The sequence below is a fragment of the Streptomyces sp. NPDC034085 genome, assembly GCF_055575555.1.
Genome location: NZ_JBVISL010000015.1, coordinates 58,432 through 84,055 on the forward strand (window position 1 = coordinate 58,432; position 25,624 = coordinate 84,055).

Here is a 25,624-nt window from a genome sequence, read left to right on the forward strand (position 1 = left end):
CCCCTACAGGCCGGCGGCCCCATCAGCCCCTGGTCGCCCGCGCCCTGCCGGTCGAGCTCGTCACCCTCCCCCTCGACGCGCTGCTCGTAGGCCGTGTCCACGCCCTGCGCGATGTCCGGGGACTGCGCCCCGATGGACACCGACACACCGCAGGAGGCGCCGTCGAAGCCCGCTCGACCGGCGTGTGCACGGGCCGGGCGGGAGCCCGGCCGGCGGGTCCTCAGACCGCGGCGCGCTCCGCGGCCGGTTCCCGGCGGGAGGCCGGGCTGAGCAGGCCCACCTGGAGCTGTCTGAGCTCCGGGGACGGCTCCAGGCCCAGTTCGTCCGCGAGGAGGCGCCGGACCTTCTGGTAGGCCTGCAGGGCCTCCGCACGGCGGCCGGCGGCGCCGAGCGCCGCGATGAGCCGGCTGTGGAACCACTCGTTGAGCGGGTAGTCGTTGATGAGCTTGCGCAGCTCGGGGATGGACTCGCGGTACCGGCCGAGGCGCCCCTGCGCCTCGATGCGGGTCTCGAAGGCCCTGATGCGCAGCTCCTCGAGGTGCACGACGTGTCCGGCGAGGACGTCGCCGGCCGGGAAGTTCGACAGGGCCGGCCCCCGCCACAGGTCGAGTGCCTGGCGGACGGTGCGCAGGGCCCGGGCCGGCTCGTCCTCGGCGAGTTCGTGGCGGGCGCGGGTGACGAGCCGCTCGAAGACCCTGATGTCGACCTCGGATTCGTCGACCTGCATCGCGTAGCCGGGCGGGCTGGTGACGATCAGGCAGCGGTCGGCCGGCGCCAGCCGCTCCTGCGTGAACATCCGGCGGGCGTGGTAGACGTACGTCTGGAGCGTGGTGACGGCGCTGCGCGGCGGGGTCTCGCCCCACAGCTCCCGGATGAGGGCCTCGGCCGTGACGATCTCCCCGGGCCGGGTGAGCAGCAGTGCGAGCGTCTGGCACACCTTCGGCGTTCCGGGCTGGTAGGTCCTGCCGTCGTCGGTGACGATTTCAAAGGGGCCGATGAGATTGAATCGCATGGAAGATGACTCCTCATCAGCGGAATTCGGCGACAACGGCGGGCGCCCGCCACGACCGAAAGTCTCTTGCGCGCCGAATGGGCACGTCAACCGGCGGTACGTCAGAACGCGGTCAATCTCCGTCAGAATTGAGCCGCCTCCTGGCCGGTTCTTCCCCCGCCGTCCGGGGAAAGCGAAAAGACGGCCGTCCCGCCGGATTTCTCCGGCGGGACGGCCGTCGTCATTCGACCGGCTTTCCGTTACTCACCGAGGAGGTAGCGGATGTGCTTGACCAGCTCGCCGATGTCCTCGCGCAGCAGGCTGTAGTGGTCGGCGTCGAGGTCGATGACCGTCGGCGGCTCGGCCGAGTAGCCGCTGCTGTTCTCGAGGAACGAGTAGTCGTCGCCCTCGGCCTTGAAGATGCTGATCGGCGCCTGGAGGGTGCGCTCGGCCAGCTCGCGGAACGAGTACTCGAATTCGTAGGTCTGGCCCACGACCGAGATGATCCGCTTGGCGAGGTCCACGTCGATGCCCTTGAGCTCGCTGATGAACTCGGCGAAGGACGCCTCGTCCGTCACGGTCTCCAGGCACTTCTCCAGGTCGGGGCCGGAGATGGTGCCGGTGAACACCGAGAAGAGGATCGTCGTGTAGGCGCGGTTGGCGAAGGAGGCCTCACGGCCCCACACCTTGCCGTTCTCGGCGCGCACCTTCGGCGAACCGGGGGCGATCAGGAAGAGGTTCTCCACCTTCTCGCCCGCCTGCTCCAGCTGGAAGGCGGTCTCGAAGGCCACGCGGGCGCCGAAGGAGTAGCCCCACAGGGTGTAGGGGCCGACGGGCTGGAGTTCCTTGATGGCCTCGATGTCCGCCTTGGCCATCTCGACGATGGTCTCGTACGGGGTCTCGCCCTCGTTGATGCCGTACGACTGGACGCCGTAGAACGAGCGGCCGAGGCCGATCTCGCCGGCCAGCGTGCGCAGGTTCATCGGGTAGCCGCCCAGGCCCGGCCAGCACAGCACCGGCTTCTGCTTGCCGGTCTCCGCGTGCAGGCGCACCAGGCGCGAGGACTCCTGGGCGACCTCGCGCTCCAGGCGGCGGGCGAGCTTCTCGACGGTCGGGGACTCCAGGACCGTCTGGAGCGGCAGGGAGACGCCCAGGCGCGAGTTGAGCTCGCGGATGAGGCCGACGGCGATCAGCGAGTTGCCGCCCGACTCGAAGAAGTCGTCCTGGACCGAGACGTTCTCGCGGCGCAGGGCCTTGCCCCAGACCTCCGCGATCTCCTTCTCGGTCTCGGTGCGCGGGGCGACGAAGGGACGCTCCACCAGCTCGGCGTTGACCTGGTCGGAGACGGCCAGCGCCTTCACGTCGATCTTGCCGTTGGCGGACAGCGGCAGCCGCTCGAAGACCACGACCCGGTTCGGGATCATGTAGTCCGGCAGGAAGCTGACGAGGTCGTCGCGGATCAGCTCCGCGGGACCGCGCATGTGGACGCTGTCCTCGCGCATGCCCTCGTGGCCGAGCTGCTCGTCGCTGATGCGGCCGCCGACGAAGAAGTACGACGGGCCGGTCTCCACGCCGTTCGCCTGGAGGACGGAGTCGATCCGGCGCGAGGCCGGCAGCGGGTTGCCGGTCTTGGAGCTGTAGCCGGAGGACATGAAGCCCAGGTTCAGGCCGTTCATCATCAGGTGCTGGAGCTTCTTGCCGAGGGTGACGTAGTGCATCCACTCCTCGGGGGCGCGGCTGATCACGCTGATGCCGAAGCTCGAGGCCTGGTACACCGACTGGTTGATCGCGATGACGTGCTTCTTGAGGACGACCTCGTCCGCGAAGCGGGTCAGCTTGCCGTCGGCGTAGCGGTACTGGCCCTCGGGGAGGTTCGCGACCTTGCCGCCGTGCGTCTGGACGTAGACCTCGGCGTGGTCCTCGCGCTCGCCCGCGTGCGGGACCAGCTCGAAGGTGCCCAGGTAGTAGTCCTCGTCGGCGACGTCCAGCAGGTCGCGGACCGCGGGCTCGAAGGCCAGGTCGCGGATGTCGAGGCCGTAGGAGGGCAGGATCTGCTCGAAGAGGCCGACGATGTGGCCGGTCTCGATCTCCAGCACTTCCTGGATGTTGTTCTTGTAGACCGGCTCGATGCCGCTCTTCTTGCCGATGAAGTGGACGTGCGCGGTCGGCTTGCCGGTGGCGGCCTTCTCGCTGATGAGGACGAGCTGGTGGCGGACCGGCTGGTAGTAGTAGTAGCCGGGCTGCAGGCCGCCGACGCCCTCCAGCTCGAAGTACATCTGCGTCGCGTACAGGGCGCCCGGCGAGGCGTAGCCGTACTTCGGGAGCAGCCGCTCCTCGCTGACGTACTGGCCGAACCAGCGCAGGATCTGGCCCAGCTCGGAGGGCGCCAGGTCGGCCGCCTTGCGCGAGTAGGCAGCGGTGACCTTGGCTCCGAGCAGCCCCAGCAGGTCGGCCTCGGTGACCGCGCCGCCCTCGTAGAAGCGGTAGGTCTTGCGGGCGAAGACCCGGGCGCGCTGCTCGGGGGTGGGCTCGGCGCCCTCCAGGTCGAAGGCCGGGCGGGCCGCCAGCTCGCTGTCGTCGCGCAGGCCCGGGTTGGAGAGCTGCGCCTTGACCTGGAGCTTGCTCTTCTTCGACGCGTGGTGGGAGCCGTGGTTGCCCTGGTCCATCAGGGCGGCTTCCTTCTCGCTCAGCTCGACGCAGGCGATCAGGTTCTGGAAGCCGGTGCGGCCGTCGTTCTTGACGATGACGGCGGCGTTGCGGACCCAGTCGTGGTTCTCGATCGCCAGGGATATCTCGTCCAGCTCGACGCGGTAGCCGCGCAGCTTGACCTGGTTGTCGGCGCGGCCGGCGAACTGCACGGTGCCGTCCGGGTTCCACTGGCCGAGGTCGCCCGTCTTGTACAGGCGGGTGGGGGCGGCGCCCTCCTCGAGCTGGATCTCCACGAAACGGTCGGCGGTCAGGTCGGGGCGGTGCAGGTAGCCGCGCGCCAGCTGGACGCCGCCGATGTACAGCTCGCCGATCTCGCCGACGCCGACCGGCTTGAGGTCCTCCCTGCCGAGGATGTGGTAGGTGGTGCCGTGCACCGGGGCGCCGATGGAGATGGACTGCGGCCCCTCGTCCAGCTCGGCCGGGTCGACCACGAACGAGGAGGAGTTGATGGTGCACTCCGTCGGCCCGTAGACGTTGATCAGGGCGCGGCCCGGCATCTCCTGCGTGGTCTGGATCGCCAGCAGGCGGGAGAGGGCCTCGCCGCCGCTGAAGATCTGCTGGAGCGAGACGCACTCCTGGAACTTCTCGGTGTCGAGCAGGCCCTGGAGCAGGGTCGGGACGCACTGGAGGGTGGTCACGCCGTGCTTGACGATGGTCTCGATGAGGCCCTCGGGGTCGGCGTAGACGCCCGGGGCGCCCATGACGACGGTGGCGCCGTTGGCCGGGGAGAGGATCTCCCACTGGGCGGCGTCGAAGCTCATCGGGGTCTTCTGCAGGATCACCTTGCTGCGGTCGATCCCGTAGGTCTCCCGCAGCCAGCCGAGCTGGCTGACGATGCTGCTGTGCTCGATCATCACGCCCTTGGGCTTGCCCGTGCTGCCCGAGGTGTAGATGACGTACGCGAGGGTGTCCGGGCGGGCGCCCTCGACGGCGGGCAGCTCGTGGCCCTCGGGGAGGACGAACGCCTCGGAGTCGCGCAGGGTGACGACCGTGACGTCCTGCGGGGCCAGCTCGCGCAGGCGGGACACCAGGCGCTGCTGCGCCAGGATGATCTTCGCCTGGCTGTTCTCGATCATGTAGCGGAGCCGGTCCTCGGGGTACTCCGGGGACAGCGGCAGGTAGGCGGCGCCGGCGCCCAGGATGCCCCACGCACCGACCATCAGGTCGATGGACGGCTCGACGAAGAGGCCGACGCAGTCGTCCGCGGAGACACCGAGGTGTCTCAGGTACTCGGCCAGGGCCGCGCTCCGGGAAGCCAGCTCACGGAAGGTGAGCTTCTCCTCCCGGTAGGCGACGGCGATCGCCTCGGGGTGCTCGGCCACACGCTGGGCGAGCAGGCCGGGCAACGTGTGGGTGCCGCGCAGGGTGGGCTCGAGCACGCTGGTCTCCTGAAGAGTCATTTCCCGCTTCCTTACGTTCCGTTGTGGAGCAGCGGGCGCGGTCGAGCGCCCCCGCGACCGGGTTCCGGCGTGCCGGCGTGCCCGGTGTGAACGAACGCCTCACCGCGAGCGTGGGGGTGGTGTCCGCTCGGGTCGGACACCGCGGAAGCGGTGGGGCGTCAGTGGCCGAGGCGACTGCTCGGCCGGAAGAACCGAAGAACTGAGGGGCGCAAGGGCAATGCCTCACCACCCGGTAAGACCGGAACGGCGCGGTGCGTGCGGCCGCCTCCCCCTACGGACGGACGGGCCCCCGTCGGCCCGTCCGTCCGGGCGATCACCGGCTCCGCAGGAGCCGGGTTACTGATCCGTTCTCGAACACCTCGCGTGAGGCACCCGCGATGAGCGGGGCGATCGACAGGACGGTGACCTTGTCGATGCCCAGTGCCGCGGGCACCGGCAGGGTGTCCGTGAAGACGAACTCGCTGACGCGCGAGTTCTTCAGGCGGTCCGCCGCGGGGCCGGAGAGCACCCCGTGCGTGGCCGCCACGATGACGTCCCGAGCGCCCTGGGCGAACAGGGCGTCGGCGGCGGCACAGATCGTGCCGCCGGTGTCGATCATGTCGTCGACCAGGACGCAGACCCGGTCGCGGACATCACCGACCACCTCGTGGGCCGTGACCTGGTGGGCCACGTCCTTGTCGCGCCGCTTGTGGACGATGGCCAGCGGAGCGCCGAGGCGGTCGCACCAGCCGTCGGCCACGCGCACGCGGCCGGCGTCGGGCGACACGACGGTGAGGGCGTCGCGGTCCACCTTGGAGCCGATGTGGTCCGCGAGGACCGGCATGGCGAACAGGTGGTCCACGGGACCGTCGAAGAAGCCCTGGATCTGGTCGGCGTGCAGGTCGACCGTCAGGATCCGGTCCGCGCCGGCGGTCTTGAGCAGGTCCGCCACCAGGCGGGCCGAGATGGGTTCCCGGCCGCTGTGCTTGCGGTCCTGGCGCGCGTATCCGTAGAACGGCAGGATCACCGTGATGCTGCGGGCCGAGGCCCGCTTCAACGCGTCGATCATGATGAGCTGTTCCATGATCGACTTGTTGATCGGCGCCGTGTGGCTCTGGACCACGAAGCAGTCCGCGCCGCGCACGGAGGCGTGGTAGCGGACGTAGATCTCGCCGTTGGCGAAGTCGATCGCCTTCGTCGGGACCAGCGTCGTGCCCAGTTCGGCCGCGATTGCCTCGGCCAGCTCGGGGTGTGCGCGCCCCGAGAAGAGCAGCATCTGTCCGGAGTCGCTCACGCGGCGCCGGCCTCCTCGAGCGTCGGGTAGTCGGTGTAGCCGGTGTGGTCTCCGCCGTACCACGTGCTCTGGTCGGCCTGGGCCAGCGCGGCACCGGCGCGGATGCGCTCCGGCAGGTCCGGGTTGGCGATGAAGGCCGAGCCGAAGGCGACGGCGCAGGCGACGCCCGTCTCCAGGGCCTCGGTGGCGATCTCGGCGGAGACGGCGACGCCGTTCTCCGGGTGCGGGCAGAGGATGATCGTGCCGGTCCACTGCGCGCGCAGGGCCGCGATGTGGTCGCGGTTGCCGCCCTCGAGGATGTGCAGGAAGGCGACCGGCGGCAGGGCCGCGACGAGCGCCTCGTAGAGGGCGCGGGTGTCGCCCTCCACGATGTCGTTGTACGGGTTCGACGGCGAGATGCGCACGCCGACGCGGTCGGCGCCGATGCGCTCGGAGACCGCCTCGACCACCTCGATCGCGAAGCGGACGCGGTTCTCGATCGAGCCGCCGTACTGGTCGGTGCGCTGGTTGGTGTTCTCCGCCAGGAACTGGTGGAGCAGGAAGCCGTTGCCCGCGTGGATCTCGACGCCGTCGAAGCCGGCCTCGATGGCGAGTTCGGCGGAGTCCGCGAACTCCTTGACGATGCCGGCGATCTCCTCGACCGTCAGGGCGCGCGGCTGCGGGTAGTCCAGCGGGCCCTGGGGGCCGTAGGCCTGGCCGGCCGCGGTCACGGCGGACGGGGCGACCGACTGGTGGCCGCTCGGGTACAGCGAGGGGTGGCCGATGCGGCCGCAGTGCATGAGCTGCGCGGCGATCAGGCCGCCCTTGGCGTGCACGGCCTCGGTGACCGGCTTCCAGGACGCGGCCTGCTCCTGCGTGTGCAGACCGGGGCTGTTGCCGAAGCCCTGGCCGGTCACCGACGGCTGGATGCCCTCGGTGATGATCAGGCCGGCGCCCGCGCGCTGGCCGTAGTAGGTGGCCATCAGGTCGGTGGCCAGCCCCTCGGCGGTGGCCCGGTTGCGGGACATGGGAGCCATGACCACTCGGTTGCTCAGGGCCAGCTTCCCCAGAGTGACCGGCTCGAACAGCTTCTCGGACATGTGTGTCTCTCCAGACTGAGGTCAACGCGTGGTGTTGCGGTGGTGGTTCGAGGGGCTCAGCGGCCCGCGAGTTCCGCGAGGTGCTCGGAGTGGGCGACGGCCAGGCGGCCGGCCGCCTCGGCGCAGGAGGCGAGGACCGCCATGTTGGCCTTGGCCGAACGGCCGTCGGTCGCGGCGTCGACGGCCCGCATCAGGTACTTGGTGATGGCCTGGCCCGAGACCCCGTCACGGGTGGCCTCGGCGACGGCGGCACGGATGGCCGTGTCCACCTCGGCGGAGTCGATGGCGTCCTCTTCCCGGACCGGGGTGGTGATCAGGAAGGAGCTGTTGTTGCCGAGGGCCCAGTGGGCCTCGACGGCGCGGGCGATGGCCCGCTCGTCGTCCAGGCGGTGGGGCGCCCGGTGTCCGCTCGTACGGCAGTAGAAGGCGGGGAAGTCGTCCGAGCGGTAGGCGACGACGGGGACGCACTGCGTCTCCAGGTACTCCAGCGTCAGGCCGAGGTCGAGGATCATCTTCGCGCCCGCGCAGACGACGGCGACCTTGGAACGGGTGAACTGGATGAGGTCCGAGGACACGTCCCAGGTCTCCTGCGCCCCCCGGTGCACGCCGCCGATGCCGGCGGACGAGAAGAACGGGATCCCCGCGAGCTCGGCCGCCACGACCGAGGAGGCCACGGTGGTGGCGCCCGGGCCGCCCTGCGCCAGCACGACGGGCAGGTCGCGGCTGGACACCTTCGGGATGCCCGGCAGGGAGGCGAAGCGCTCGATGTCGGAGTCCGACATGCCGACGCGGATCGCGCCGGCCTCGATGCAGATCGTCGCGGGCACCGCGCCGCCGGCCCGTACGGCGTCCTCGACCTTGCGGGCGGTGGCGGCGTTGTCCGGGTAGGGCAGGCCGTGCGTGATGACGTTGCTCTCGAGGGCGACGACGGCCGCGCCGTCGTGGAGGGCCTCGCGGACCTCCTCCGTGTAGACGACGGGGATGCCGCTGCTTGCGCTCATCGGGATGTCTCTCAACTCTCGTTCAAGTAGCCGGGCCGCCGTACCAGCTGGTCCGGGCGGGCCGCGATCTCGGCGAGGACCTGGGTGTCCCAGTCCTCCGGTGTGACCGGCTCCAGGGAGATCGAGACGGTGTCCTCGCCGGTGGCGAAGGTCCGCGTCACGGCGGCGGTGACCGCCTCGTCGATCGCCCTCAGCTGCTCGGCCGTGAAGTCCCTCGGGTAGTGCCTGACGTGTACGTGGGGCACGGACTCGGTCCTTTCACGGTGCGGAAGTTCGGGTGGGTGGGCGGCACACCGCGGACGGGGGAGGCCGCGGTGTGCCACCACCGCTCCCCGCCCTGCTCCCGGGGGGCAGGGCCGGGCGGGGAGGCGTGGGCGGGACTCCGTCGTGTTACGCCTTGACGGATTCCCGCGGGGTCTTCTGGACCGGCTCGGGCTCGGGCTGCTTGCGGCCCGGCCGCGGCTGGGCCACCACCACCGCCGCGACGACCGTCAGCGCTCCGACGATCTGGAGCGGCGAGAGGGACTGGCCCAGGACGAAGTAGCCGAGCAGGGTGGCCGCCAGGGGCGAGGCGAAGCTCAGGAACGACACGGCCAGCGCGGGCAGCCGGGCCACACCGCGGAACCAGATCGCGTAGGCGAACAGGGCCCCGATGATGCCGAGGTAGGCGAAGCCCCAGAGGTTCTTGGCGGTGATCTCGCCCGGCAGGCCCTCGCCGATCAGCGCGACCGGGAGCAGGACCAGGCCGCCGACGGTGAGCTGCCAGCCCGTGAAGGGCAGCAGGCCCACGCCTTCGGGCCGGCCCCAGCGCTTGGTCAGCACGATGCCGGAGGCCATGCTGAGCGCGCCCAGCAGACCGGCGACGACACCGGTGGCGTTGAGCCCGGCGTTCGGCTGGAGGACCAGCAGGGCCACGCCGGCCGCGCCGAGGGCGCAGGCGACCAGGTGGATCCGCTTGATCTTCTCCTTCAGCAGCACCGCGCCGAGCAGCAGCACGATCATCGGCTGGATGGCCATCACCAGCGCCGCGACGCCGCCCGGCAGGTGGTAGGCGGCCACGAAGAGCAGGTAGAAGAAGGCGCCGATGTTCAGCACGCCGAGCACCAGGGCGCGCCACCACCAGATGCCCTTGGGCAGCGTCCGGCCGATGGCCACCAGGATGAGGCCGGCGGGCAGGGCGCGGAGCAGCGAGGCGAGCAGGGGCCGCCCCTCGGGCAGCAGCTCCGTGGTGACCAGGTACGTGGACCCCCAGATCGCCGGGGCGAGCGCGGTCAGCGCGGAGTCCGCGAGCGTACGGCTGCTCTTCATCAGGCCACTGCCGAATCGGTCGTGCCGAAGTAGCGGTCACCGAAGTCGCCGATACCCGGGATCATGAAGGCGTTGTCGTTGAGGCGCTCCTCGATGGAGGAGGTGACGATCCTGACCGCCGGATGCCTGGCGTGGACCGCCTCGATGCCCTCGGGCGCCGCGAGGAAGTTGACGAAGACGATGTTCTTCTCGCGGACCCCGGCCTCGAGGAGGACCTCGATGGCGGCGTTGGCGCTGCCGCCGGTGGCGAGCATCGGCTCCAGGAGGAGGACGTGCCGCTCGGCGATGTCCGCGGGGAAGTTCTTGTAGTAGAGGTGCGGGAGCTTGGTGGTCTTGTCCCGCTGGATCAGCAGCTTGCCGACGGTGACGTCGGGGATGACCTGACGCAGCTCGTCGAGCATCGAGTCACCGGCCCGGATCACGGGCACGGCGCACAGTTTGGGGCCGAACTTCAGACCGTCGTACGTCTCGCCGACCGGCGTGGTGGCCTCGTGCTTGTCGAAGGGCAGCTGGTCGAGCGCCGATTCGAGCAGGAGGCGGATGATGCGCCGGGAGTAGAACACGAAGTCCGCGCGGGAGGCCCCGCGGTCGCGGATGATCGTGTGCATGGCCCGCAGCTGGTTGGTCTGCGGCAGCGGGTGGACATTGTGGTGGCCGGTCGCCATGAGAAACCTGCTTCTCGTCGGTCGTGGAGACGGGCTGCGGCCGGACCCGGGGCGCGGAGGCGCCCCGGGGACCGCAACCGTGTGGTCGGGTGCCGAGGTCAGGAGGCGGCGATCTCGGCGAAGGCCTTGCGCGACTCGGAGACGAACTTCGCGACCTTGGCCCGGTCCTTGCGGCCGTCGGGGCCCTCGAGACCGGTGTGGGCGTCGACGGCGGCGGGCTTGACGAAGCGGATCGCGTCGGCGACGTTGTCCGCGTTCAGGCCGCCGGCCATCATCAGGGGCTTCGGCGAACGGCGCACGAGCTCGGCGCTGACGTTCCAGTCGTGGGTCAGACCGGTGGCGCCCTTGGCGCCGGTGGCCGGGTTGAAGGTGTCGGTGATGAACATGTCCACCACGTCGGAGACCTCGTCGACGAGCTGGAGCAGCTCCTCGGCGTTGTCCTCCTTCACCACCAGGCTCTTGAGGACGTACAGGTCGGGACGGTTGGCCTTGAGCTTGCGCAGCTGCTCCGGCTCGACGTCGCCGTGGAGCTGGACGGCCTTGACACCGAGCTGCGTGGTGAAGGCGCTGATCTCGTCGGCGTCCGTCATGTAGCTGATGAGGACGCCCTCCTGAGGAGACGCCAGGCCGGCGATGATCTCCGTGGCCGCGGCCTCGGAGATGTCGTCCTTGCCCGACGGGAGGCGGAGCGGGAAGCCGAACCAGTCGCAGCCTTCCTCGGCCAGCAGCTTGGCCTCCTCGGCGTCGATGATTCCGGCGACCTGCACCAGATCCTTCACGTCACTCATGTGTGTTCCTTTTCGGGATGAATCATATGAATCAAACAGATATCGGGAGACCGAGTCGACGTGTCCCGGTATGACGGATTTCGTTACACGTCACGGGATGCTCACCAAAAGCCTCGTTGGCGCCGATCCGTGGGTCAACGGGGTCTATGTCAGATCCGCGTCAACCTTCTTCAGGTCTCTGTCAGCACCCGTCGCGACCCGGCCAACGGCCGTGTCGCGGGCGAGCAGGCACTCCTCCAGGAAGGACAGGACCCTCAGGTGGTAGGTGCGGGCGGCCCAGCCCAGACTGATGTTGTGTCCAGCATGGGCCTGCCGGGCCACCTCCGGGGAGGCCCCCATCAGCGGAGTCAGCAGTTCCTCCAGCGCCTCGCCGTCGTGCCTCCACCACAGCTCCTGTTCGGCGAACGTGAAGCGCACGGGCACCCCCACTCCGGCCGCTACGGAGGGGTACATTTCCGGCCACCGCAGCGTCTCGCGCATCTCGACGGCGGGCACCGGCCGCAGCAGCCGCTGCCCGAGCCGGAAGGCGTCCGGGGGGTAGAACCGCAGCGCCCCCCAGTGCCGGCGCCACTCGCCGGGCAGGTCCGGGCCGGGCAGCCGCCAGGGCTCGACGAGGAAGCGCCGGCCCAGGCCCGAGAGGTCCACGCCGAGCGGTACGAGGCCGCCCCGGGCGGCGGCGGCCGCCGCGAGCGCGACCCTGCCGCCGCCCGAGTGGCCCACGAGGAGGACTCCGGCGCCCGGGTCGCGGTCGCGGACGAAGCCCTCCAGGGCCGCGAGCACCGCCGCGGTCTGCCCCTGGAGGTCCTGCCCCTCGGGCAGGACGGCGGCCGAGGCGCCGTACCCGGGCCGGTCCAGCGCGAGTACGACGTACCCGAGGCCGGCGCCGAGCTCCAGCAGCGACAGCCCGGGCCGGGCCCGGCTGTCGAAGTAGCCGGCGCTCATCCCCGAGCCGTGCAGGGCCACGACCAGGGCCCGGGGCACCGGCTGCGCGGGCAGGGCCAGCAGCCCGGAGAGCGGGATCCCGCCGGCGTCGAGCGTGACGGACCGGACCGGGGGCGCGCCGGGGGGCGGCTCAGGGGCCATGAGGGGGTTCTCCACGGGGGTCAGGAGGGCGGCCGGGCGGGCGGGGTGCGCCGCGCCCGGGTGACGGCCAGCGCCCAGGCGGCCCTGCGGCGCAGCAGCGCCGTCAGGGGCGGCAGGGGGTGCGGGCGCGAGGGGCGTACGAGGTCGCGTACGGGTTCCCGCGCGGGGACCCGGTAGCCGGCGATCCGCGCGGCGTTCATCCGGTTCTCACAGCCGGACTCCGGCGAGTTCGGGCAGGCGCACCCCGGCGTCCCACACGACGTGGAAGGCGACGTGGCTCAGCCGCCAGCCGTCCGGCGTGCGGACGGCGCGCGCCTCGCAGTACCCGCCGACCTCGAAGTGTGCGGCGGGCCGGTCGTCGGCATGGTGGACGTGGGTGGTGAGCTGCTGGGCCCGCAGGGTGGCCCGGTCCCCGTCGAGGACGACGTGGTGGTTGGAGCTGGAGTGGTGGGTGCGCGCCCACCGCTCCCGGGCCTCGCGCTGGAAGGCGGCGAAGGCCTCCACCCCCGCGCACACCCCGATCGGGAAGGCGAAGGTGGCGTCCTCGGTGAAGAGCGAGGCGTACCGGGACTCCTCCGGGCCGCTGCCGCCGTGGGTGTCGAGGGCGGTCACGTAGCGGTCGAACAGTTCGCGCAGTTCGGCGCGGTCGCGCAGGACCTGTATCTGCTCGCGCAGCGCCGCGATGTCGTCGTGGGTCGATGGCATGGCCTCTCCAGTTGGCGGACTTCGGGCACGGGCCGACCGGTCAGGAGTGTCCGCCCTCGAACTCCTTGACCGGGGCGATGACGATGTCGGGCGTTTCGGGAGCGGGACCGCGGGGGTGTCCGCGAAGTAGCGCCGGCCGCCCGAAGGGCGGGCCCGACAACGCGGCGAGGTGCGGTGCCAGGCGCCGCAGGGCAGGCGGGACTTCGCGGACACCCCCGCGCGCCTGGCGGGGCGCCGGCCGGACGGAGGGTCAGGCCGGGCGGGGCTCGCGCCAGCTGCGCGAGCCGTGGAAGCCGCGGGCCTGCCGGGGACAGCGCCAGCCCGCCAGGGCCGGTCCGCCGCCGGCCGTGCCGCCGTGCTGGCCCTCGTACGCCGCCGCCCGCGCGAGCACGACGGCGGTCAGCGCCGCCAGCTCCTCGGTGTCGGGGCTTCCCTTCACCACGCGGATGGCCCGGCCGGGTTCGACTCGTGTCTCCACAGTCTGCTCCTCGTCTCGTGATGCCCCGCCGGCGCTCACCGCGGCGGGTCTGACGTACGTGCGGGCGGGGACGCCGGCGTGCGGCGTCTCCAGGCAACGGATCACTACCGCACGGGTCTCGCGCGGTTCTACGAGGCCGTCCACCGGGCCGCCCCGGCCGCGTGGTGCGGGGTGCGCCGACCGGTCCCCGTACGCGGCGGTCCGCCGCGTGGGACGGCCCCGGAGTCAGACCGCGGTGGCGGTGAGCTCGTCGACGGCCAGTGCCAGCCGGTCCGCCGTGTGCGTGCTGTGGACGTGGGCGCCCGGCAGGATCCGCCGGACCAGGCCGCCGAGCACCCGGCCCGGCCCCACCTCCACGAACCGGTCGGTCCCCGAGGCGGCGAGCGTCCCGACGGCCTCGGTCCACCGCACCGGGCTGGTGAGCTGGCCGCGCAGCGCGACGATGGCCTCGGCGGCCGTCGTCACCCACCCGCCGGTGACACCGGAGACCAGCGGCACGGCCGGGTCGCGGAACTCCGTCGCGATCAGCGTTTCGGTGAACTCGGCCTCGGCGTCGACCAGCAGGCTGGAGTGGAAGGGGCCGCCGGTCCGCAGCCACGTCACCCGCGCCCCGGCCGCCCGGGCCGCGCCGGTGGCGTGGGCCACCGCCTCGGCCTGGCCGGACACCACGGTCTGGCGGGGCTCGTTGTCCCCGGCCACCTCGACCACCTGGCCGGTGGCCGCCCGGGCCTCGGCGCACATCCGCGTCAGGTCGGTGCGGCGCAGGCCGATGACCGCCGCGGTGGCGCTGCCGACGCGGTCCCCGACCGTGGCGACGAGCTCGCCGCGGAGCCGGACCAGCCACAGGGCCTCGGTCCACTCCAGGACGCCGGCGGCCGCCAGCGCCGCGTACTCGCCCAGGCTGTGCCCGGCCACGGCGTCCGGCCGCAGGCCCTCGCCGCGCAGCACCTCCAGGACGGCCAGGCTCGTGAGGAAGATCGCCGGCTGCTCCACCGCCGGGTCCTCCAGGTCCTGGGGCGACCCCTCCAGGCAGACCCGGGCCAGCGGGAACCCGAGCAGGTCGTCGGCGGTGCGGTAGTGGGTGTCGGCGAGGTCGGGCCGCAGGGCGAGCAGCTCCTTGCCCATGCCGGCGCATGCGGAGCCCTGGCCAGGGAAGACGAAGGCGGTGCGGGTCATCCGGTCACGTCCTTACTTGCGGTTCAACTGGCGAGGACCGTGTGGTGCGGTCCGGGGGCGGCGGCGCCGCACACGGGGGTGCCGGCGGCCAGCCAGGTGTCGGGCACCCACCTGACGTCGACCACCCTGGGGGCCGGCCCGGCCACGGCCACGGCGGCGGCGTGGGTGGTGTCGGCCGGGACGCCGACCATGGTCCAGCCGTCGGGGTGGCGGCCGTGGTCGGTGCCCAGGTAGTCCTCGGCGGGCGAGCGGCTCAACCCTGTCCCAAGGCCCTTGAGGAACGCTTCCTTGCGCGTCCAGATCTGGCCGAACAGCTGCCGGCGCTCCTCCCCCGGCTCGGCCGCGGCGATCTCCAGCTGCTCGTCCGGGTGCAGTGCCTTGGAGCAGATGTCCACCGTCTCGGCGCCGGGCAGTTTCTCCACGTCAACGCCGAGCGGCGTGGTGCCGACACCCACCATGGCCACGCCCCCGCTGTGCGAGAGGGAGTAGTGCAGCGGCGGCGGCGGAGGGGACAGCGCGGGACGGCCGTGCGCCTCGCCGCAGCCCGGGCAGGGCTCCCGCATGAAGCGCACGTCCTGGGGCAAGGTGGCCGTGTATCGTCCGAGCAGCCGGCGCACCGCCACGTGGGCCGCCGCGTACAGCAGGCCGTCCGACTTGCGGATGAAGGCGTCGGTGCGCTTGCGCTCCTCCGCGTCGAGCTCGCCGATCGCCAGGGCCTCGGCGTCCGCCCCGGTGGGACGGCGGATCAGCCAGAGGTCGACCCGGTCGGCGGAGAGGGTGAAGTCGGGCCGGTCGAGCCCCTGGTGGTTGACCACCGGGCGGACGGCCGGCAGCAGGGTCGTAGTGCTCATGCCGGCACCGCTGCCCCGTGCAGGTGGGCCTCGGGGCCGAACTGGCCGGCGAGGCAGTCGATGAGCTCCTGGGCGCTGTTGGCGAGCAGCAGCCGCTGGAGGTTCACGTCGACGCCGAGCGTGTTCTCCATCCGGTACTGGAGTTCGATCCCGGAGATGGAGCCGATGCCCAGGCAGCCCATGGGGCGGCCCGTGGTGTCGACGAGGTGCGGTTCGATGCCGAGGATGCGGCCGAGCTCCTCGCGCACGTACTGCTCGAGGATCCGGGTGCGCTCGCGCAGCCCGGCGGTGGCCAGCACCGTCATGTCGGGCGTGGTCATGTGGACCAGGCCGTTGTCTGTTTCGTACGTCTGTGACATGTGAAGTGTGTTCATGATGCTTTCCGGGTCGAGGCGGACGGGTGACCCCGTCCGTCCGTGGTCGGAGCCGCCGGGCGGGAGAGGGATCCGGCGGTGGTCGGGGACGGGTCGAAGGGGTGGAGCAGGCCGCGCAGGGCCACGCACGCGCCGGCCATGCCGACTGCGGTGACCAGCCAGAGCGCCGGGCTCCGGCCGCCGGCCGCGTACAGGGCGGACGTCAGCGCGGTGGTCAGCGCCGCGCCCAGCTGGACGCAGGTCTGGTAGAGGCCGCCCGCCGCCGGCTGGAGCGCTGCCGGGACGGTGGCGGTGGCCTGGAGGTGCAGGGCCGTGAAGGCCAGCACGAAGGCGGCGCCGACGAAGGACATGGCGGGCAGCAGGTCGGCGTAGCCGACGCCGTCCGCACCGCCGTGCGGGTAGAGGGCGTAGCCGGCGGGGGCGGCGAGCGCTCCCGCCGCCACGGCCCGCGCGGGTCCCAGCCGGGCGGCGATCCGGCCCGAGTGCAGGGCGCTCAGCGCGAGCGGGGCACTGGCCGGCAGGAAGGCGAGGGCCGTCTGCCAGGAACTCCAGCCGGCCCGCCGCAGGTCGAGCGCGGCCACCAGCAGGAACCCCAGGTACGAGCCGTTGAGCGCGGCCGCCCCGAGCGCGGAGCGCAACAGGGGTGCGTGCCGCAGCAGTTCGGTGCGCAGCAGCGGGTGCGGCGCGGTGCGTTCGGCCCGTACGAGGACGGCGCCCAGCAGCAGCGCCCCCGCGAAGGCCCCGGCGGCGCACCGCTGCTGCCCCGCCGAGCCGGCCAGGGAGGAGAGCGCGTACACCAGCAGCAGCACCGCCCCGGTCAGGGCGCTGCCCGCCACGACGGGGTGCCGGCCGAGCCGGCCGCGCGGCCCGTCCCCGTCGCGGGGGACCAGCCGCTGCCCGGCGGCGAACAGCAGCAGGGCCACGGGCGCCGGGAAGGCGATGGTCCAGCGCCAGCTGCTGCCGGTGAGCAGCCCCGAGAGCAGCAGCCCCGAGCAGAATCCGGCGGCCCCGAAGAAGGAGTAGACGGACACCGCGCGGCGGCGCTCGGCGCCCTCGGGGACGGCGGACAGGATGATGGCGAGTCCGGTGGGCGCGGTCAGCGCCACACAGAACCCTTTCACCACGCGGGTGGCCGTCAGCAGGAGCGCGCTGTCCGTCAGCGCGCCCGCCAGCGAGGCCGCGGCGAAGGCGAGCAGCGCCGCGAGGTAGACCCGGCGGCGGCCCAGCCGCTCGACGAGCCGGCCGCCGAGCAGCAGCAGCCCGCCGAACCCGGCGGCGAAGCCGCTGACGAGCCACTGGGCCCGGGTGGCGGACAGCCCCATGCCGCTGCCGACGGAGGGCAGGGCCACCAGGGTCGCGGACACCTCCAGGGCGTCCACCAGCATGTTGGCGGCGAGGACGGACACCAGGGCCCAGCGGGCCCGGGCCCGGCCGCCGGACGGGATGTTCATCGGGGTCTGCACGCTCGCGTTTCGGAAGAGAAGGAGGACGGGGAGAAGGGGGCGGGCGGCCCGGGGAGGGATCCCCGCGCCGCCCGCCCGCCGCCGGCGCGGCGCGTGGGATGGTGCGCCGGCGGGGTCTTGGAGCGGCCGGCGTCAGCCGAGGAGCGTGCCGCCGGTGGCGTCGACGAAGGAGCCGGTGATCCAGCGCGCCTCGTCGGTGGCCAGGAACGCCACCACGTCGGCGACGTCCTCCGGCTCGCCGACCCGGTTGAAGGCGGACAGGCCGGCCATCTGCTCGACGGCCTCGGGGATGTCGAAGACCGGACTGCCGTTGCGGGTGATGCCGGGCGCCACCGAGTTGATGGTGATGCCCCGGGGGCCGAGGGCCTTCGCGAAGTGCAGGGCGAGCTGTTCGAGCGCGCCCTTGCTCATCGCGTACGCGATCTCGTCCGGGTTCGCGAACCGGGTCAGGCCGGAGGAGATGTTGATGATCCGGCCGCCGTCGGGCATGTTCCGCAGCGCCCGCTGGATCAGGAAGAACGGCGCCTTGGCGTTGACGGCGAAGATCCGGTCGAACTGCTCGGGGGTGACCTCTTCCGCCGGGACACCGCCCATCACCCCGGCGTTGTTGACCAGGATGTGCAGGTCGGTGGAGCCGGTACGGTCCAGCAGCTCGCCCTCCAGCGCGGTGAACAGGGTCTCCACGTCCCCGTCGACGCCGAGTTCGGTGCGCAGCGCGAAGGCGCGGCCGCCGTCCTTCTCGACCGAGGCGACCACCTCGTGGGCGGCCGCCTCGTCCCGGTGGTAGTGGACGGCGACCAGCGCGCCCTCCTCCGCCAGCCGCATCGCGGCCGCCCGGCCCATGCCCCGGCTCGAACCGGTGACCAGCGCGGTGCGGCCCGTGAGCCGCTCCGCGCCGGCGCCGGCGCGCCCCGGCGCCGCATGCGCCGTGAGCGACGCCGCCGGGACGCCGGCAGTGGCAGGGGCAGGGGCGGTCACCGCCGCCGCCGGCCGGGCGGCGGGTTCCCCGGCCCGTTCGGGCCCGAACCAGCGGCCGAGCGCCGCGGTCAGCGGACCGGCGTCCGGTCCGTCGGCCCAGACCACGTGCCCGTCGGGGCGTACGAGTACGGCGGCCGGCTCCTCGCCGGCCCCGCCCGCCACCGAGGCGGCGGCCACCGTACGCACCCGGCCGGCCCAGGGCGCGGCCGCCCCGGCGAGTTCGGCCCGGCGGGCCTCCCCGCCCGGGGGCAGGAGCAGCAGGCCCCGCCCCGGGCGCAGCAGTTCGAAGGTGTCGGTGCGGCCCTCGGCGGTGGTGACCTCCCAGTGCGGCACCCGCAGGCCGAGCAGCCCGGAGCCGGAGCCGGAACCGCCGTCGCCGTCCGTACCGCCGACTGCGTGGCGCACCGAGAGGCCCGAGACCAGCCCGGCCAGGTGCGTCCGTACGTTCTCACTGGCGGTCAGCTCGGTGAACACCTCCCGGACCGCGTCCACCTCGGCGCCGCCGAGCAGCAGCAGCGCCTGGGTGCGGATGTTGCTCTGGACGGCCTGGCCGACCGGGTGCCGTTCCTCGTGGTAGCTGTCGAGCAGTTCCTCGGTGCCGTGGCCGGCGACGCGGGCGCCGAGCTTCCAGCCGAGGTTGAAGGCGTCCTGCAGCCCGAGGTTGAGGGACTGCCCGCCGATCGGCATCTGCCGGTGCGCCGCGTCGCCGGCGAGCAGCAGCGGACCCCGGCGGTACTCGGCGGCCTGCCGGGAGGCGTCGCCGAAGGAGTTGACCCACAGCGGGGTGCCGGCGCCGATGTCCTCGCCGGTGATGCGCTTCCAGGTGTCGGCCACCTCCTCGAAGGAGGGCTGCCCGGGCCGGGGGCGCGCCCCGAACTCGTGCACCATCACCCGGGTCACCCCGTCGGGCCTGCGGGCCGCGACGACCAGGCCGCCCTCGAGCCGCTGGAAGCGGCGGCCGGGGATGTCGATGCCGGCCACGTCGGCGCGCAGCAGTTCGCGTTCGGCGTCGGTGCCGGGGAAGCCGAAGCCGCCCAGGCGCCGCACGGTGCTGTCCTCGCCGTCGCAGCCCACGAGGTGGTCGGCCCGGAAGGCCAGCTCCTCGCCGCCCTCGCCCCGTACGGTGGCCAGCACTCCGTCGGCCGTCGTGGTCAGGGCGGTCAGCTCGTGGCCGCGCCGGATGTCCGCGCCCAGGTCGGCCGCCCATTCCCCGAGGACTTCCTCCAGGCGGGTCTGGGCGACCTTCCACTGCCCCGGGTAGGGGCCGGGCAGGGCGAGGTCGAGGGGGATGCCCCCGAAGTGGCCGGCGTTCTCGCGCGGTACGTCGCCGAGCCGTTCCAGCAGGCCGCGGCTGTCGAGGATCTCCATGGTGCGGGCGTGCAGGGTCGACGCCCGCGATGCGGTGGCCGGGGCGGTGAGCGTGTCGAGCACCACCACGTCCGCACCCGCCAGCCGGAGTTCTCCGGCGAGCAGCAGTCCGACGGGGCCCGCGCCGACCACGAGCACCTGGGTCTCGGTGCAGTCCTGATCGATGGCCATGGGCGTACTCCCTCTCTGTGGGCGGGGGTGGGGGCGGAGTGGTGGCGTCAGGGGCGCGTCAGGCGCTGACGGTGACCTTGAGGCTCGCGTTGACGGCCTCGACGAGGGAGCGCGGGGTGCTGTTGTCGGCGAAGATGTCGTCGTCGAGGGTGATGCCGAACTCGCGCTCGATGCGCCCGCCGGTCTCCAGGAGCGCCAGCGACTCGTAGCCCAGGGACTCGAAGTCGGTGTCGAGGATGTCGCCGTCGAGGTCGACCCCCTCGTCGGCGCCGGCGCCCTCCAGGAGGATGCGCTTGAGGTCGTCGAAGGTGAATTCCTGCTTGGACACGGGTGGGTCCCTTCATCAGTCGTTCCGCATCCGGGGAGTCCGGCTGCGGGGGTTCTGTCGCGCTGTGCCCTCGGGCCGCCTGCGCCTGCGGTCGGCGGCGCGCACCCACGGGGCGTCCTCAGTCGACGGCGCGCACCACGGCGGCGGCGTTGAAGCCGCCGCTGCCCCGGGCGAGGACGAGCGCGGTGTGCACCGAGGCGGTGCGCGGCCGCACCGCCACCAGGTCGATGTCGTGGGCCGGCGAGAGCTCCACGTTGGTGGTCGGCGGGATCAGGCCCTCGCGCATGGCGAGGACGGCGCAGACCACGTCGATCGGCGCGCCGCCCGCGGAGATCCGCCCGGTCATCGTCTTGGGGGCGGTGACCGGCACCCCGCGCGGGCCGAAGACGGCGGTGATGGCCTCGGCCTCCTCGCGGTCGAGCCGCGGGACGCCCGCGCCGTCGGCGAAGACCACGTCGACCTCCGCCGGGTGGCAGCCGGCGTCGGCGAGCGCCGCGTCGATGGCGCGGCGCAGGCCGGGCGGACGGCCGCTGCCCGGCCGCGGGTCGAGGGTGGCCCCGTAGCCGGCGAACTCGGCGTAGACGTTGCGCGCGCCGCGGGCGCGGGCGCTGTCCTCGTCCTCCAGGACGAGCATGGCGCCGCCCTCGCCCGGTACGTAGCCGCGTGCGGCCTCGTCGAAGGGCAGGTAGGCGCGCTCGGGTTCGTCACTGGTGGAGAGGGACCCGCCGGCCAGGTGCGCGGCCCAGCCCAGCGAGCAGATGGAGGCGTCGAAGCCGCCGGTGGCGATCAGCCGGCTGCCCTTGCCGAGCCGGCGCCGGGCGTGGGCGAGGGCGTCGAGGCCGCTCGTCTGGTCGCCGACGAAGACCCCGGTGGGCCCGCGCAGGTCGTTGCGTACGGAGATCTGCCCGCTGTTGACGGCGTAGAACCAGGCGAAGGACTGGTACGCGCTGACGTGCTTGGCGCCCCGGCTCCAGAGCTTGCGCAGCTCGTTCTCGCCGAATGCGAGGCCTCCGGATCCGGCGGCGGTGACCACGCCCATGTCGCAGGGGTGGATGTCGCCCGGGGCGATCCCGGCGTCCTCGAAGGCGCAGTCGGCGGCGACGAGGGCGAGCTGGGTCACCCGGTCGGTCTGCGGTACGAGCCGGCCGGGCAGGTGGTCCTTGGGGTCGAAGCCGTGGATCTCCCCGGCCAGGCGGGCGGGGTAGGAGGAGGCGTCGAAGCGGGTGACGGGCCCGATGGCGTTCTTGCCGACGCGGGTCGCCGCCCAGAAGTCCTCCACCCCGAGTCCGCTGGGGGCGGCCACACCGATGCCGGTGACCAGGGTCCTGGCGCTCATGCGGTCCTCCTGTCGGGCCGGGCCAGCACCATCGCGCTCTGGAACCCGCCGAAGCCGCTGCCCACGGTCAGGACGGCGTCGGTGCGGTGCTCCCGCGCGACGAGCGGGACGTAGTCGAGGTCGCACTGGGGGTCGCGGATGCGCAGGTTCGCGGTGGGCGGCACCACGTGGTGCTCCATCGCGAGGACGGACGCGGCGATCTCCATGGAGCCGACGGAGCCCAGCGAGTGCCCGATCATCGACTTGATCGAGCTCACGGGGGTCCGGTAGGCGTGCGGGCCCAGGGCCAGCCGGTACGCGGCCGTCTCGTGGGTGTCGTTCTGCCGGGTGCCGGAGCCGTGGGCGTTGACGTAGTCGACGTCGGCGGGCCCGAGCCTGGCCTCGTCCAGGGCGACGGTGATGGCCTCCGCCAGCTCCCGGCCGTCGGGGCGCAGTCCCGTCATGTGGAAGGCGCTGGAACGGGAGGCGTAGCCGGCCACCTCGGCGTAGAGGTGCGCGCCGCGGGCGCGGGCGCTCTCCAGCTCCTCCAGGACGAACACCGCCGCGCCCTCGCCGAGGACGAATCCCCTGCGGGTGGCGTCGAAGGGCCTGGAGGCGCGCTCCGGGTCGTCGTTGAGGGAGGTCGTCGCCTTGATCGCGTCGAAGCACGCCAGGGTGAGCGGCGTGATCGGGGCGTCGGTGGCGCCGGTGACCATGACGTCGGCGCTGCCCTCGCGGATGAGGTCGGCGGCGTGCGCGACCGAGTCGATCCCGGAGGTGCAGCCGGAGGAGACCACCGCGGCCGGCCCTTCCGCGCCGACGGCCCAGGCCACCTCGGTGGCGAAGGAGCCGGGCACGAAGTGGTCGTGGAGGTGCTGCGGCGCGCTCTGGTGGTCGACGGCCGTGAGCCGGCCGTCGAGGCTGGCCGCGCGGTACGCCTTGTCGAGGCTGCCGACGGCTCCCACCCCGGTGCCGATGCTGACGCCCGTGCGGTACGGGTCCAGGGCGGCGAAGTCGATGCCGCTGTCCTCGACCGCCTCGCGGGCCGCCACCACCCCGAACTGGGCGGCGCGGTCCATGCGCCGGATCTCCTCCTGCGTCAGCCCGTGCAGCTCCGGGAGGAAGTCGGCCTCGGCGGCCACCCTGCTGCGGAAGGGGGAGGCGTCGAAGTGGGTGATCTCCCGGGTGGCGGTGCGCCCCGAGCTCAGCAGCTCCCAGAACTCGCGGACCCCGATGCCTCCCGGCGCCAGTACCCCGATGCCTGTGATGACTACCCGGCGGGCCACGAGCGGTGCCCTCCTGTCATGTCTGCGGTGGCGGGCATCATTCCGTCGCCGTCCAGTCGTAGAAGCGCGTGGCCATCGCGTCGGCCGGGGAGCGCCAGGTCTCCGGGTCGTACGGCTGGATGAAGGGCTGAAGCTCGTAGCTGATCTGCATGAACCGGGGGTCGTTGCGGGACTCCTGGATGCGCTCGCCGCCGTCGTCCTCGGCGAAGTCCTGGAGGTGGAAGTAGAGCCCGTTGTACGAGAACAGCCGCCGGCGCAGCGTGCCCATGCGCTGTGGCATGTCGGTCTTGTCGAACTCGGCGAAGAGCTTGGCCACCTCGGCGCTCGAGCGGACGTCCATCCGCGCCACGATCAGGTTGCTGTGCATGTTTTCTACTCTCTCCAGGGATTCGGCGGGGTCAGCGGGAGGCGGGCGGGTCGTAGAGCCTGATGAAGTCGTCGACTCCGTCGGCGATGAGCGCGTCCTCCTCGTGGCGCCCGAGCGGCAGCGCGCCGTGGAAGGAGCGCTGCACGACGGACGAGGGGACCAGCAGGATGAAGCGTTCCGCCGCCTGGTCGGCGTCGGTGATCTCGAGCAGGCCCCGGCCGGCGACCTGCCCCAGCCGGCGGGCCAGCGCGCGGCGGGCCTGGCGGGGGCCGGTGGCCTGCCACTTGTCGACGGCCCCGGCGGGCAGGGTGGTGACCTCGGCGCTGATGTGCCGGACGATCGCGAAGTGCTCGCGGAAGGCCTCCAGCGGCGCCAGCCAGGCCCGGCCCAGCCCGATCAGGTCCTCGCGCAGGTCGCCGGTCTCCGCGAGGTAGCTCTCGGCCACGGCCGTGAGGCAGGCCGCGACGGAGGCGGAGCTGTCCAGCAGGACGCCCAGCAGCAGCTGCTCGTGGTCGGGGAAGTGCCGTCCCACGGCGTCCGGCGCCACCCCGGCCTCGGCGGCCGTGGCCTCGGCGGTGCAGCGCCTCCAGCCCTCGCGGGCCAGGACGGTCCGGGCCGCCCGTACGACGGCGCGTCGCTCCCCGTCCGGGCCGGCCGGACCGGCCGGACCGGCCGGGACGCGCTCGATCGTTGCTCGGGGCGTTGCCATGTGTGGTTCCTCCGGTTGACGTTCTGGTCCGGCCGCCGGATGAGCCGGCCGCCAGGGGTGTGCCGGCCGCCCGGGGGTGCGTCGGCCGCCAGGGGTGCGCGCCGGCCCTCGGGGAGTCCCGCGGTCAGGGGGAGCCCGGCCTCAGGGAGTCCCGAACCAGCGCTCGAGCGCCATCGGCAGGTCGTGGTGGCTGCCGGGGGCGGCCCATGCCACGTAGCCGTCGGGCCGGATCAGCAGGGCGGTGGTCCCGTGTAGCCCGTCGGCCTCCGGCGGCGCCTCCCGCGGCCGGGCGGTGACGGTGTCGACCCGCTCCGCCCAGGCCGCGGCGCGCTGGCGCAGCCGGGGGTTGTCGGCCAGGTCGAGGAGCACCCCGCGGGCGGGGTGCAGCAGTTCGGTGCTGGAGGTGGGGCCGCCGGCCGCGGCCAGTTCCAGGTGGGGCATGCGCCGGCCGAGCAGCGGGTGGCCGCCCCTGCCGACGTCGTAGGTGATCTCCAGGCCGGTCACCATGGCGGCGAGGTGGCGGGCCACGTCCTCGTACGCCATGAGTTCCCGCAGGGAGTCGCGCAGCGGCTGCACCTCCGCGCCGCTCAGGAACAGCAGCCCCTGGGCCCGGGTGTTCATCAGCAGCCGCCTGCCGACGGGGTGGCGCTCGCCGTGGTAGGTGTCGAGCAGGCCGAGCGGGGCGCGGCCGAGCACGACCGAGGCGAGCTTCCAGCCGAGGTTGACGGCGTCCTGGATCCCGGTGTTCATGCCCTGCCCGCCGGCGGGCAGGTGGATGTGCGCGGCGTCGCCGGCCAGCAGCACCCGGCCGCGCCGGTACTCGGTGACCTGCCGTGCCGCGTCGCCGAAGGCGCTCACCCACACCGGCTCGGCGGCCGATATGTCCTCGCCGGTCAGCCGCTGCCAGGCGGCCGCGACCTCCTCGAAGGGCGGCGGGCCCTCGCGCCGGCGCGGCGGTGTGCCGCGCTCGCAGACGACGATGCGGGTGGTGCCGCCGGGCAGCGGGCCCACCATCACCATGCCGCCGGGCAGGGTCTCGCCGATCATGCGGGGCTTGAGCTCGATGCCCTTGATGTCGGCGAGGTACATCTCCATGGTGGCCGCCGAGCCGGGGAAGTCGAAGCCGGCCGCCTTGCGCACGGTGCTGCGCCCGCCGTCGCAGCCGACCAGCCAGCCGGTGCGCAGGGTGTGCGTCCCGTCCGGGCCGCGGACCTCGACGTCGACGCCCTCGCCGTCGTCGTGTACGGAGAGCACCTCGTGGCCGCGCCGGATGTCGGCGCCCAGGGCGGTGGCCCATTCCTCGAGGTGGGTCTCGGTGACGGACTGGGGCACGGTCTTGGCGGCCTGGCAGGCGCCGTCGAGCACGCCGAAGTCCAGGGGCAGCCCGCCGAAGTGGCCCAGCGTGCTCCGTTCGATCTCGCCGAAGCGCGCGAGCAGGCCGCGCTGGTCGAAGGTCTCCAGCGTGCGCGTGGTGAAGCCGAGCCCGCGGGATTCGCCTGTACGCCGGTCAAGGCGTTCCAGGACGACGACGGCGACTCCCGCCAGCCGCAGTTCCCCGGCGAGCATCATGCCCGCGGGACCCGCGCCGACGACGATCACAGGGGCGTCCATCGCGTCTCCTTGAATTCGCCTCCGGAGACAGTGCACCGGATCTTGACTACAAGGTTCTTCGGACGCGAGCGGCCGTTCAATGGCGCTGGATTCAGGAGTAGGTCAGGTTCCACAAGGCCCGGTCCGGTGCGTCGGAGGGCGGCCAAG

At 72.9% G+C, this 25,624-nt stretch carries 24 protein-coding genes and 1 pseudogene; all 25 read right to left on the bottom strand.

The genetic code is table 11. The annotated features are described in order from the left end of the window. Window positions 1–20: 20 nt before the first annotated feature. Window positions 21–182: pseudogene (locus tag ACZ501_RS32940) on the bottom strand (methionine adenosyltransferase); the annotation flags it as partial. Between the two features lie 38 nt (window positions 183–220). Then, complete coding sequence (locus ACZ501_RS32945) at window positions 221–1,012, bottom strand: AfsR/SARP family transcriptional regulator (RefSeq protein WP_361599353.1); 792 nt, start codon at window positions 1,010–1,012, stop codon at window positions 221–223. 239 nt (window positions 1,013–1,251) lie between these two features. Then, complete coding sequence (locus ACZ501_RS32950; protein WP_468800266.1) at window positions 1,252–5,100, bottom strand: amino acid adenylation domain-containing protein; 3,849 nt, start codon at window positions 5,098–5,100, stop codon at window positions 1,252–1,254. A gap of 313 nt (window positions 5,101–5,413) precedes the next feature. Beyond that, entirely contained in the window at window positions 5,414–6,355 is a 942-nt protein-coding gene (locus tag ACZ501_RS32955) for a ribose-phosphate diphosphokinase (protein WP_361599389.1), read from the bottom strand. A 14-nt stretch (window positions 6,356–6,369) separates the two neighbouring features. Continuing rightward, window positions 6,370–7,452: an alkene reductase gene (locus ACZ501_RS32960; protein WP_361599347.1), complete on the bottom strand. Its 1,083-nt coding sequence runs from the start codon at window positions 7,450–7,452 to the stop codon at window positions 6,370–6,372. 56 nt (window positions 7,453–7,508) lie between these two features. After that, window positions 7,509–8,453: a pseudouridine-5'-phosphate glycosidase gene (locus tag ACZ501_RS32965; protein ID WP_361599344.1), complete on the bottom strand. Its 945-nt coding sequence runs from the start codon at window positions 8,451–8,453 to the stop codon at window positions 7,509–7,511. Between the two features lie 11 nt (window positions 8,454–8,464). Further along, window positions 8,465–8,698, bottom strand: coding sequence for a tautomerase family protein (locus ACZ501_RS32970; protein WP_361599341.1), 234 nt, complete (start codon window positions 8,696–8,698; stop codon window positions 8,465–8,467). A 145-nt stretch (window positions 8,699–8,843) separates the two neighbouring features. Next, window positions 8,844–9,761 (bottom strand): EamA family transporter, encoded by a 918-nt coding sequence (locus tag ACZ501_RS32975; protein ID WP_361599338.1) that lies wholly within the window; start codon window positions 9,759–9,761, stop codon window positions 8,844–8,846. Continuing rightward, complete coding sequence (gene upp / locus ACZ501_RS32980; RefSeq protein WP_361599335.1) at window positions 9,761–10,426, bottom strand: uracil phosphoribosyltransferase; 666 nt, start codon at window positions 10,424–10,426, stop codon at window positions 9,761–9,763. Before upp ends, ACZ501_RS32975 begins: the two co-directional genes overlap by 1 nt. A gap of 98 nt (window positions 10,427–10,524) precedes the next feature. Next, window positions 10,525–11,214 carry a phosphoribosylanthranilate isomerase gene (locus tag ACZ501_RS32985; RefSeq protein ID WP_361599332.1) on the bottom strand — a complete coding sequence of 230 codons (690 nt, stop codon included), beginning with the start codon at window positions 11,212–11,214 and terminating at the stop codon, window positions 10,525–10,527. A gap of 144 nt (window positions 11,215–11,358) precedes the next feature. Next, window positions 11,359–12,297, bottom strand: coding sequence for an alpha/beta hydrolase (locus ACZ501_RS32990; protein WP_468800267.1), 939 nt, complete (start codon window positions 12,295–12,297; stop codon window positions 11,359–11,361). 20 nt (window positions 12,298–12,317) lie between these two features. Continuing rightward, complete coding sequence (locus ACZ501_RS32995; protein WP_468800268.1) at window positions 12,318–12,497, bottom strand: hypothetical protein; 180 nt, start codon at window positions 12,495–12,497, stop codon at window positions 12,318–12,320. Between the two features lie 7 nt (window positions 12,498–12,504). Continuing rightward, on the bottom strand, window positions 12,505–13,002 hold the full coding sequence (locus ACZ501_RS33000; protein WP_468800269.1) for a nuclear transport factor 2 family protein: 498 nt from the start codon (window positions 13,000–13,002) through the stop codon (window positions 12,505–12,507). 250 nt (window positions 13,003–13,252) lie between these two features. Continuing rightward, window positions 13,253–13,480: an acyl-CoA carboxylase subunit epsilon gene (locus ACZ501_RS33005; protein ID WP_361599320.1), complete on the bottom strand. Its 228-nt coding sequence runs from the start codon at window positions 13,478–13,480 to the stop codon at window positions 13,253–13,255. Window positions 13,481–13,705: 225 nt separating this feature from the next. Then, window positions 13,706–14,656, bottom strand: coding sequence for an ACP S-malonyltransferase (locus tag ACZ501_RS33010; RefSeq protein WP_361599317.1), 951 nt, complete (start codon window positions 14,654–14,656; stop codon window positions 13,706–13,708). A gap of 23 nt (window positions 14,657–14,679) precedes the next feature. Then, the gene (locus tag ACZ501_RS33015; protein ID WP_361599314.1) at window positions 14,680–15,507 is read right to left on the bottom strand and encodes a 4'-phosphopantetheinyl transferase family protein; all 828 of its coding nucleotides are present in this window, start codon (window positions 15,505–15,507) and stop codon (window positions 14,680–14,682) included. Then, entirely contained in the window at window positions 15,504–15,881 is a 378-nt protein-coding gene (locus ACZ501_RS33020) for an acyl carrier protein (protein ID WP_361599311.1), read from the bottom strand. The genes ACZ501_RS33015 and ACZ501_RS33020 overlap by 4 nt, the downstream gene beginning before the upstream one ends. Continuing rightward, the gene (locus tag ACZ501_RS33025) at window positions 15,878–17,332 is read right to left on the bottom strand and encodes an MFS transporter (protein ID WP_468800270.1); all 1,455 of its coding nucleotides are present in this window, start codon (window positions 17,330–17,332) and stop codon (window positions 15,878–15,880) included. The genes ACZ501_RS33020 and ACZ501_RS33025 overlap by 4 nt, the downstream gene beginning before the upstream one ends. A gap of 144 nt (window positions 17,333–17,476) precedes the next feature. Continuing rightward, window positions 17,477–19,861, bottom strand: coding sequence for an SDR family oxidoreductase (locus tag ACZ501_RS33030; RefSeq protein ID WP_468800271.1), 2,385 nt, complete (start codon window positions 19,859–19,861; stop codon window positions 17,477–17,479). A gap of 58 nt (window positions 19,862–19,919) precedes the next feature. After that, window positions 19,920–20,189, bottom strand: a complete 270-nt coding sequence (locus ACZ501_RS33035; protein ID WP_361599302.1) for an acyl carrier protein — start codon at window positions 20,187–20,189, stop codon at window positions 19,920–19,922. A gap of 118 nt (window positions 20,190–20,307) precedes the next feature. After that, window positions 20,308–21,525: a ketosynthase chain-length factor gene (locus tag ACZ501_RS33040; protein ID WP_362457507.1), complete on the bottom strand. Its 1,218-nt coding sequence runs from the start codon at window positions 21,523–21,525 to the stop codon at window positions 20,308–20,310. Then, a complete protein-coding gene (locus ACZ501_RS33045) occupies window positions 21,522–22,790 on the bottom strand; it encodes a beta-ketoacyl-[acyl-carrier-protein] synthase family protein (RefSeq protein WP_468800272.1) in 1,269 nt (422 codons plus the stop codon). Before ACZ501_RS33045 ends, ACZ501_RS33040 begins: the two co-directional genes overlap by 4 nt. 37 nt (window positions 22,791–22,827) lie before the next feature. Further along, window positions 22,828–23,157 carry a TcmI family type II polyketide cyclase gene (locus ACZ501_RS33050; protein ID WP_361599293.1) on the bottom strand — a complete coding sequence of 110 codons (330 nt, stop codon included), beginning with the start codon at window positions 23,155–23,157 and terminating at the stop codon, window positions 22,828–22,830. A gap of 31 nt (window positions 23,158–23,188) precedes the next feature. Beyond that, a complete protein-coding gene (locus tag ACZ501_RS33055) occupies window positions 23,189–23,866 on the bottom strand; it encodes a TetR/AcrR family transcriptional regulator C-terminal domain-containing protein (RefSeq protein ID WP_468800273.1) in 678 nt (225 codons plus the stop codon). A gap of 141 nt (window positions 23,867–24,007) precedes the next feature. Beyond that, complete coding sequence (locus ACZ501_RS33060) at window positions 24,008–25,477, bottom strand: FAD-dependent monooxygenase (protein ID WP_468800274.1); 1,470 nt, start codon at window positions 25,475–25,477, stop codon at window positions 24,008–24,010. Between the last annotated feature and the right edge of the window lie 147 nt (window positions 25,478–25,624).

Coding starts and splice junctions, on each gene's coding strand:
- ACZ501_RS33025 (WP_468800270.1), bottom strand. CDS start 17,332: ATGAACATCCCGTCCGGCGGCCGGGCCCGGGCCCGCTGGGCCCTGGTG.
- ACZ501_RS32985 (WP_361599332.1), bottom strand. CDS start 11,214: ATGAGTGACGTGAAGGATCTGGTGCAGGTCGCCGGAATCATCGACGCC.
- ACZ501_RS33010 (WP_361599317.1), bottom strand. CDS start 14,656: ATGACCCGCACCGCCTTCGTCTTCCCTGGCCAGGGCTCCGCATGCGCC.
- ACZ501_RS33030 (WP_468800271.1), bottom strand. CDS start 19,861: ATGGCCATCGATCAGGACTGCACCGAGACCCAGGTGCTCGTGGTCGGC.
- upp (WP_361599335.1), bottom strand. CDS start 10,426: ATGGCGACCGGCCACCACAATGTCCACCCGCTGCCGCAGACCAACCAG.
- ACZ501_RS33020 (WP_361599311.1), bottom strand. CDS start 15,881: ATGAACACACTTCACATGTCACAGACGTACGAAACAGACAACGGCCTG.
- ACZ501_RS33015 (WP_361599314.1), bottom strand. CDS start 15,507: ATGAGCACTACGACCCTGCTGCCGGCCGTCCGCCCGGTGGTCAACCAC.
- ACZ501_RS33060 (WP_468800274.1), bottom strand. CDS start 25,477: ATGGACGCCCCTGTGATCGTCGTCGGCGCGGGTCCCGCGGGCATGATG.
- ACZ501_RS32945 (WP_361599353.1), bottom strand. CDS start 1,012: ATGCGATTCAATCTCATCGGCCCCTTTGAAATCGTCACCGACGACGGC.
- ACZ501_RS32965 (WP_361599344.1), bottom strand. CDS start 8,453: ATGAGCGCAAGCAGCGGCATCCCCGTCGTCTACACGGAGGAGGTCCGC.
- ACZ501_RS33055 (WP_468800273.1), bottom strand. CDS start 23,866: ATGGCAACGCCCCGAGCAACGATCGAGCGCGTCCCGGCCGGTCCGGCC.
- ACZ501_RS32995 (WP_468800268.1), bottom strand. CDS start 12,497: ATGAACGCCGCGCGGATCGCCGGCTACCGGGTCCCCGCGCGGGAACCC.
- ACZ501_RS32990 (WP_468800267.1), bottom strand. CDS start 12,297: ATGGCCCCTGAGCCGCCCCCCGGCGCGCCCCCGGTCCGGTCCGTCACG.
- ACZ501_RS32975 (WP_361599338.1), bottom strand. CDS start 9,761: ATGAAGAGCAGCCGTACGCTCGCGGACTCCGCGCTGACCGCGCTCGCC.
- ACZ501_RS33050 (WP_361599293.1), bottom strand. CDS start 23,157: ATGCACAGCAACCTGATCGTGGCGCGGATGGACGTCCGCTCGAGCGCC.
- ACZ501_RS32955 (WP_361599389.1), bottom strand. CDS start 6,355: ATGCTGCTCTTCTCGGGGCGCGCACACCCCGAGCTGGCCGAGGCAATC.
- ACZ501_RS33000 (WP_468800269.1), bottom strand. CDS start 13,002: ATGCCATCGACCCACGACGACATCGCGGCGCTGCGCGAGCAGATACAG.
- ACZ501_RS32950 (WP_468800266.1), bottom strand. CDS start 5,100: ATGACTCTTCAGGAGACCAGCGTGCTCGAGCCCACCCTGCGCGGCACC.
- ACZ501_RS32960 (WP_361599347.1), bottom strand. CDS start 7,452: ATGTCCGAGAAGCTGTTCGAGCCGGTCACTCTGGGGAAGCTGGCCCTG.
- ACZ501_RS33040 (WP_362457507.1), bottom strand. CDS start 21,525: ATGAGCGCCAGGACCCTGGTCACCGGCATCGGTGTGGCCGCCCCCAGC.